Genomic DNA, 5,855 nt, shown 5'->3' with positions numbered 1-5,855 from the left:
GCGCCGACCCGCGCCCGCCACCCGCACCCGGCACCCGGTGTTCGCGCCCGCACCCGGCACTCGGTGTCCGTGCCGGCACCCGCACCCCGCGCCGATCGCCGAGTGCCTACGCGACGCGTCGAGTGCCCATCCGGCGGATAGGCACTCGACGTGCACGATGTGCGCTCGGCGTCGGGGCGGCCGGACGCCCCGCCCTGCCCGGCCGCGGACGCGGACCCGGTCGCGGACGCACGCGAGGCCGCCACCCCGGTGGGGTGACGGCCTCGGTGGCGACGGCGCGGCGCAGCGGCGCGGGCGCCGCAGGGCGCTACGCGGTGCGGGTGTGGAACCGGAGCTGCGCGCGCTCCAGGCCCTCGGTGACCAGCAGCTCGACGGCGTCGGCGGCGTCGTCGAGCAGCAGGGGCAGCTCCTTGAGCTCGGGCTTGGCGAAGTCGCGCAGCACGAAGTCGGCCGCGTCCATCCGGCCCGGGGGCCGGCCGATGCCGACGCGCACCCGGAGGTAGTCCTTGGTGCCGAGCGCCTTGGTGGTGTCGCGCAGGCCGTTGTGGCCGCCCTCGCCGCCGCCGATCTTGAGCTTGATCTCGCCGAACGGGATGTCGAGCTCGTCGTGCACCATGATCACGCGCTCGGGCGGCACGTCGTAGTACCGGGCGAGGGCGGCGACGGGGCCGCCGGACGTGTTCATGTACGTGGTCGGCTTCGCCAGCACCGCGCGCGGTCCGGGGGCGCCGCCGGGCAGGGTGCCGATCCGCACCTCGGCCGTCGCCGCCTGCGGGCGCCGGGACAGCACGCCGCCCTTCGACCCGAAGGACGCCTGCCCGCGTCGCGCGAGCTCGTCGAGCACCATCTGCCCGACGTTGTGCCGGTTCCCGGCGTACTGCGGCCCGGGGTTGCCGAGCCCGACCACCAGCCAGGTGTCGCTCATCGCGGCGCCACTCCCTCCGTCGTCCAGCGGATGCGCCGGACGCCCGGCACCGTCACGGTACCGGGCGTCCCGACGCGGTCGGCGCGCAGCGGGCGCGCCGGGTGGGTCACTCCGCAGCGGCCTCGGCGGCCTCGGCCTCGGCCTCGTCGGCGGCGAGGTCCTCGGCGGAGACGGTCGGGACCGTGACGGTCACGACGATCTGCTCGGCGTCACCCTCGAGCACGGAGCCCTTCGGCAGGGTCAGCTCGCCGGCGGTGAGCGCGGTGCCGGCCTCGAGGCCCTCGATGGAGACCTCGACGTGCGCGGGCAGGTGCGTGGCCTCGGCCTCGAGGGTCAGCGTCTGGGTCTCGACGATGTGGATGGTGCCGGGGGCCGACTCGCCCACGACGGTCACGGGGACCTCGACCTGGACCTTCTCGCCGCGGCGGACGATCAGCAGGTCGACGTGCTCGATGACGTTCTTGACCGGGTCGCGCTGGACGTCCTTGGCGAGCGCCAGGACCGGCTTGCCGTCGAGCTGGATCTCGAACAGCGCGTTCGCGGCGCCCTTGACCGCGAGCATGGTCTCGTGGCCCGGCAGGGCGACGTGGACCGGCTCGGTGCCGTGCCCGTAGAGGACGGCGGGGATCTGGTGGGCGCGGCGCAGGCGGCGCGCGGCGCCCTTGCCGAACTCGGTGCGGGCGGTGGCGGCGAGCTTGATCTCGGACACGGTGACTCCTGGGGCGCTGAGAACGGGCGATGGCGAGCGGTGGTGGCCTCGACGCGGGGCGCTGGACGGGCACGCGGAGGCGTTCCACCCTGTCGATCACGGACCGGATGGACCCGGGTCTCTCCGGTGACCGTCCGACATCCCTCGCCGAGGCAACTGGACGATCTTACCCGGGCGCGCGGCCCGCACGAAACCGGGACCAGGACCACTCACCGGGTCCGCACCGGCCGCGCACGCGCCACCCGCCGCGGCCCCGCGCCGGACGCGCCGAGGCCCGCTCCCCCGGGTGCGGGGCGAGCGGGCCTCGGTGCGACGCGCGGGCGGCGGGCGCCGCGCGGCTCGGGTCAGGACTGGCCGTCGAACAGGCTGGTCACCGAGCCGTCGTCGAACACCTCGCGGATGGCGCGGGCGATGAGCGGCGCGATCGACAGCACCGTCAGCCCCTCGAACCGGCGCTCCTCGGGGATCGGCAGGGTGTCCGTGATGATGACCTCGCGGGCCCCGGACTGCTGCAGGCGGTCGATCGCCGGGTCGGACAGCACGCCGTGGGTGGCCGCGACGATGACGTCCTTGGCGCCGGCCTCGTGCAGGACGCGGATCGCGCCGGCGATGGTGCCGGCCGTGTCGATGAGGTCGTCGACCAGGACGCAGGTGCGGCCCTCGACGTCGCCGACGACGCGGTTGGCGACGGTCTTGTTCGGCTGCCGGATGTCGCGCGACTTGTGCACGAACGCCAGCGGGCCGCCGCCGAGCTTCTGCGCCCACAGCTCCGCGACGCGGATGCGGCCGGCGTCCGGGGACACGACGGTGACGTTCTGCACGTCCACGCGGGTCCGCACGTAGTCGGTGAGGATCGGCATGGCCCACAGGTGGTCCACCGGGCCGTCGAAGAAGCCCTGGATCTGCGCCGCGTGCAGGTCGACGCTCATCAGCCGGTCGGCGCCGGCGGTCTTGAACAGGTCCGCCATGAGGCGCGCCGAGATGGGCTCGCGGCCGCGGTGCTTCTTGTCCTGCCGGGCGTAGCCGTAGAACGGGGCGATCACGGTGATCGTCTTGGCCGAGGCGCGCTTGAGCGCGTCGACCATGAGGAACTGCTCCATCAGCCACTGGTTGATGGGCGCCGCGTGGCTCTGCAGCACGAACACGTCCGCGCCGCGCACCGACTCGGCGAACCGCACGTAGATCTCGCCGTTCGCGAAGTCGTACGCCGTGGTGGGCAGGAGGTCGATGTCGAGGCTCTTGGCCACGGCGGCGGCGAGCTCGGGGTGGGCGCGGCCCGAGACCAGGACGAGCCGCTTCTCACCGTCCTGCGAGACGATCCCGGTCATCGTGCGGTGTCCTCCGTGCTGGGCTGGGCGTCGGGCAGCGGGGCCGGGTGGTCCGGCAGGGTCGGGGGTGGCGTGCGGTGCACGCCGGTGTCGGCACCACCGGCCTGGCCGGCGCGCTCGCGCTCGGCGCGCGCCTGGGGGGACAGCTCGGCGTCGTCGCCGCGGGCACGTGCGGCGGCCTCGGCGGCCGGCGTGCCCGGGCGGGACCGCGCGACCCAGCCCTCGATGTTGCGCTGCGCGCCGGCGCTGACGGCCAGGGCGCCCGCGGGCACGTCGTGGCGGATCACGCTGCCGGCGCCGGTGTACGCGCCGTCGCCGACCTCGACCGGGGCGACGAACATGTTGTCCGAGCCGGTGCGGGCGTAGGAGCCGATCGTGGTGCGGTGCTTGCGCACGCCGTCGTAGTTGACGAACACGCTGGCCGCGCCGATGTTCGTCTCGACGCCGATGGTCGCGTCGCCGACGTAGGACAGGTGCGGCACCTTCGAGCCCGCGCCGATCTCGGCGTTCTTGGTCTCGACGAACGTGCCGATCTTGCCGCGCTCGCCCAGCACCGTGCCGGGGCGCAGGTACGCGAACGGGCCGACCGTGGCGTCCTCGCCGACGACCGCCAGCGAGCCGTGGGTGCGGATCACCGTGGCGCGGGCGTGCACCTCGACGTCCTGCAGCGTGGTGTCCGGCCCGACGGTGGCGCCGGTCGCGACCGACGTGGCGCCGAGCAGCTGGGTGCCGGGCAGCAGCGTCACGTCCTGCGCGAGCTCGACGTCCACGTCGACCCAGGTGGTCGCCGGGTCGACGACGGTGACGCCGGCGCGCATCCAGCCGTCGAGGATCCGGCGGTTGAGCTCGGCGCGGAGCACCGCGAGCTGGGCGCGGTCGTTCACGCCCTCGACCAGCACCGGGTCGTCGGTGCGCAGCGCGCGCACCCGGCCGCCGTCGCCGCGGGCGATCGCCAGCACGTCGGTCAGGTAGACCTCGCCCTGCGCGTTGTCGCGGCCGAGCCGGCCGAACGCGCCGCGCAGCACGGCGGCGTCGAAGACGTAGACCGAGGAGTTGATCTCGGTGACCGCGCGCTGGGCGTCGGTGGCGTCCTTCTCCTCGACGATGCCGAGCACGTCGCCGGCGTCGGGGGCGTCCGGGCCGGCGCGCAGGATGCGGCCGTAGCCGGTCGGGTCGGCGACCTCGGTCGTCAGCACGGTCACCGCGTTGCCGTCGGCGGCGTGCGCGGCGAGCAGCTCGCCCAGCGTCTCGCCGTCGAGCAGCGGGATGTCGCCCGCGAGCACGACGACCGGGCCCTCGACCAGCACGCCCGAGGCGCTGCCGGGCTCGCCCGGGCCGTCGCCGGCGGACGCCGCCTCGGCCTGCGCCGCGGCGTCGAGCACGGACAGCGCGCACTGCACGGCGCGGCCGGTGCCGGGGATCTCGTCCTGGTCGGCGACCAGCACCTGCGGCAGCAGCTCGCGGGCGTGGGCCGCGACGGCCTCCCGCTCGTGCCGGACGACGACCGCGGTGCGGCGCGGCTCGAGGGCCTGCGCGGCCGCGAGCGCGTGCCCGAGCATGGAGCGGCCGGCGAGGGTGTGCAGGACCTTGGGGGTGGCGGATCGCATCCGCGTGCCCTCGCCTGCGGCGAGGACGATGACCGCGGCGGGGCGGGGGGTGGTCACCTGTGGGTGCTCCCTGTGAGAGGTCTGCCCGCGCGCCCAAGGGGCGAGCCGGGCGGGGACGTCGTGCGCTGACGCACTCTACCGCCGCCGGGGAGCCCGCCGTCGCGGGTCCGGCCCACGGGCTCCATGATGAGGGCGGCGCGGGCGCCGGCCGGGCGCCCGCCGGTCACCGCGAGGAGAGCCGCCATGACGGACGCGACCGCTCCCGGCGCCGTACGGCCCCGGGTCGTGCAGACCGTGCTGGACACCACCGATCCCCGGGGGCTCGCGGAGTTCTACCGCGAGCTGCTGGGCATGACGTACCGCCCGGGCGACGAGCCGCCGGCCCCCGGCGAGCCGGACCCGAACGGCGACGACTGGCTGGTCCTGCGCGGCGACGGCATGTGGCCGCTGGCGTTCCAGAAGGTGCCGGAGATCACCCCGCCGACCTGGCCGGAGCCCGCCGTGCCGCAGCAGCTGCACCTCGACATGGTCCTGCCGGACGGGGCGGCGCTGGACGCCCAGCGGGCCCGGGCCGAGGCGCTCGGGGCGCGGCTGCTCCTCGACCGGCGCGACGACCCCGACGAGCCGCTGTACGTGCTCGCCGACCCGGCGGGGCACCCGTTCTGCCTGTTCGTGGGGTGACCGCGACGGCCGGCGGCGGGTGCGGCGGCCGGGGCGTTTGACGTCGCGCCCGCCGCACCCGTACAACTGACGGCACCAGGGTTGTTACTGAGCGGTTCAGGCAAGACCTGAGGCACCGGCGAGCGTCGGACGCCTCAGGTCTTTTTTGTTGCCCTGGTGCGCCGTCCGACGCCGGGCGGTGCGACGAGAAGGGAAGTCCCCATGCCTCGACGTCGAGCACGAGTCGCCACCGCCACCGGCCTGCACGCCCGCCCGGCGTCGCTGGTGACGCGCAAGGCCGCCGAGGGCGGCCACCCCGTCCTGATCGGCCGCGAGGGCGAGGCCGGCGTGGACGCGTCGAGCATCCTGTCGGTGATGGGCCTGCGCCTGCAGCACGGCGAGGAGATCGAGCTGAGCTCCACCTCCGACGACGCCGAGGCGCTGCTGGACGAGCTGGCCGCCCTCCTGGAGAGCGACCTGGACCTGGTGGAGCAGGCGTGACCACCGTCGACACCTCCCCGGCCGGCGCGCCCGCCGCCGGCACCGTGCTCGCCGGGATCGGCGTGGGGCGCGGCGTCGCGCTGGCCCCCGTCGCCCTGGTCGCCGCGCCGCCCGCGGTCCCCGCC

General features: G+C 75.5%; 6 protein-coding genes. 2 read left to right on the top strand and 4 right to left on the bottom strand.

The annotated features are described in order from the left end of the window. Positions 1-307: 307 nt before the first annotated feature. The 4 genes from pth to glmU form a co-directional block, all read right to left on the bottom strand. Positions 308-925, bottom strand: coding sequence for an aminoacyl-tRNA hydrolase (gene pth / locus G6556_RS16620; protein ID WP_166943917.1), 618 nt, complete (start codon positions 923-925; stop codon positions 308-310). A 106-nt stretch (positions 926-1,031) separates the two neighbouring features. Further along, positions 1,032-1,634, bottom strand: a complete 603-nt coding sequence (locus tag G6556_RS16615) for a 50S ribosomal protein L25/general stress protein Ctc (protein ID WP_166943915.1) — start codon at positions 1,632-1,634, stop codon at positions 1,032-1,034. Between the two features lie 344 nt (positions 1,635-1,978). Then, positions 1,979-2,962 (bottom strand): ribose-phosphate diphosphokinase, encoded by a 984-nt coding sequence (locus tag G6556_RS16610; RefSeq protein WP_166943913.1) that lies wholly within the window; start codon positions 2,960-2,962, stop codon positions 1,979-1,981. After that, the gene (glmU, locus tag G6556_RS16605; protein WP_166943911.1) at positions 2,959-4,626 is read right to left on the bottom strand and encodes a bifunctional UDP-N-acetylglucosamine diphosphorylase/glucosamine-1-phosphate N-acetyltransferase GlmU; all 1,668 of its coding nucleotides are present in this window, start codon (positions 4,624-4,626) and stop codon (positions 2,959-2,961) included. Before glmU ends, G6556_RS16610 begins: the two co-directional genes overlap by 4 nt. A gap of 186 nt (positions 4,627-4,812) precedes the next feature. On the opposite strand from glmU, the gene G6556_RS16600 reads away from it, so the two are divergent. Both G6556_RS16600 and G6556_RS16595 read left to right on the top strand, forming a co-directional pair. Beyond that, the gene (locus G6556_RS16600; protein WP_166943909.1) at positions 4,813-5,250 is read left to right on the top strand and encodes a VOC family protein; all 438 of its coding nucleotides are present in this window, start codon (positions 4,813-4,815) and stop codon (positions 5,248-5,250) included. A gap of 201 nt (positions 5,251-5,451) precedes the next feature. Continuing rightward, the gene (locus tag G6556_RS16595) at positions 5,452-5,730 is read left to right on the top strand and encodes an HPr family phosphocarrier protein (protein WP_166943907.1); all 279 of its coding nucleotides are present in this window, start codon (positions 5,452-5,454) and stop codon (positions 5,728-5,730) included. Positions 5,731-5,855 lie beyond the last annotated feature (125 nt).

The sequence above is a fragment of the Cellulomonas sp. IC4_254 genome (assembly GCF_011603975.1).
Lineage (GTDB): Bacteria > Actinomycetota > Actinomycetes > Actinomycetales > Cellulomonadaceae > Cellulomonas.
This window is presented reverse-complemented; position numbering and strand designations above follow the sequence as displayed.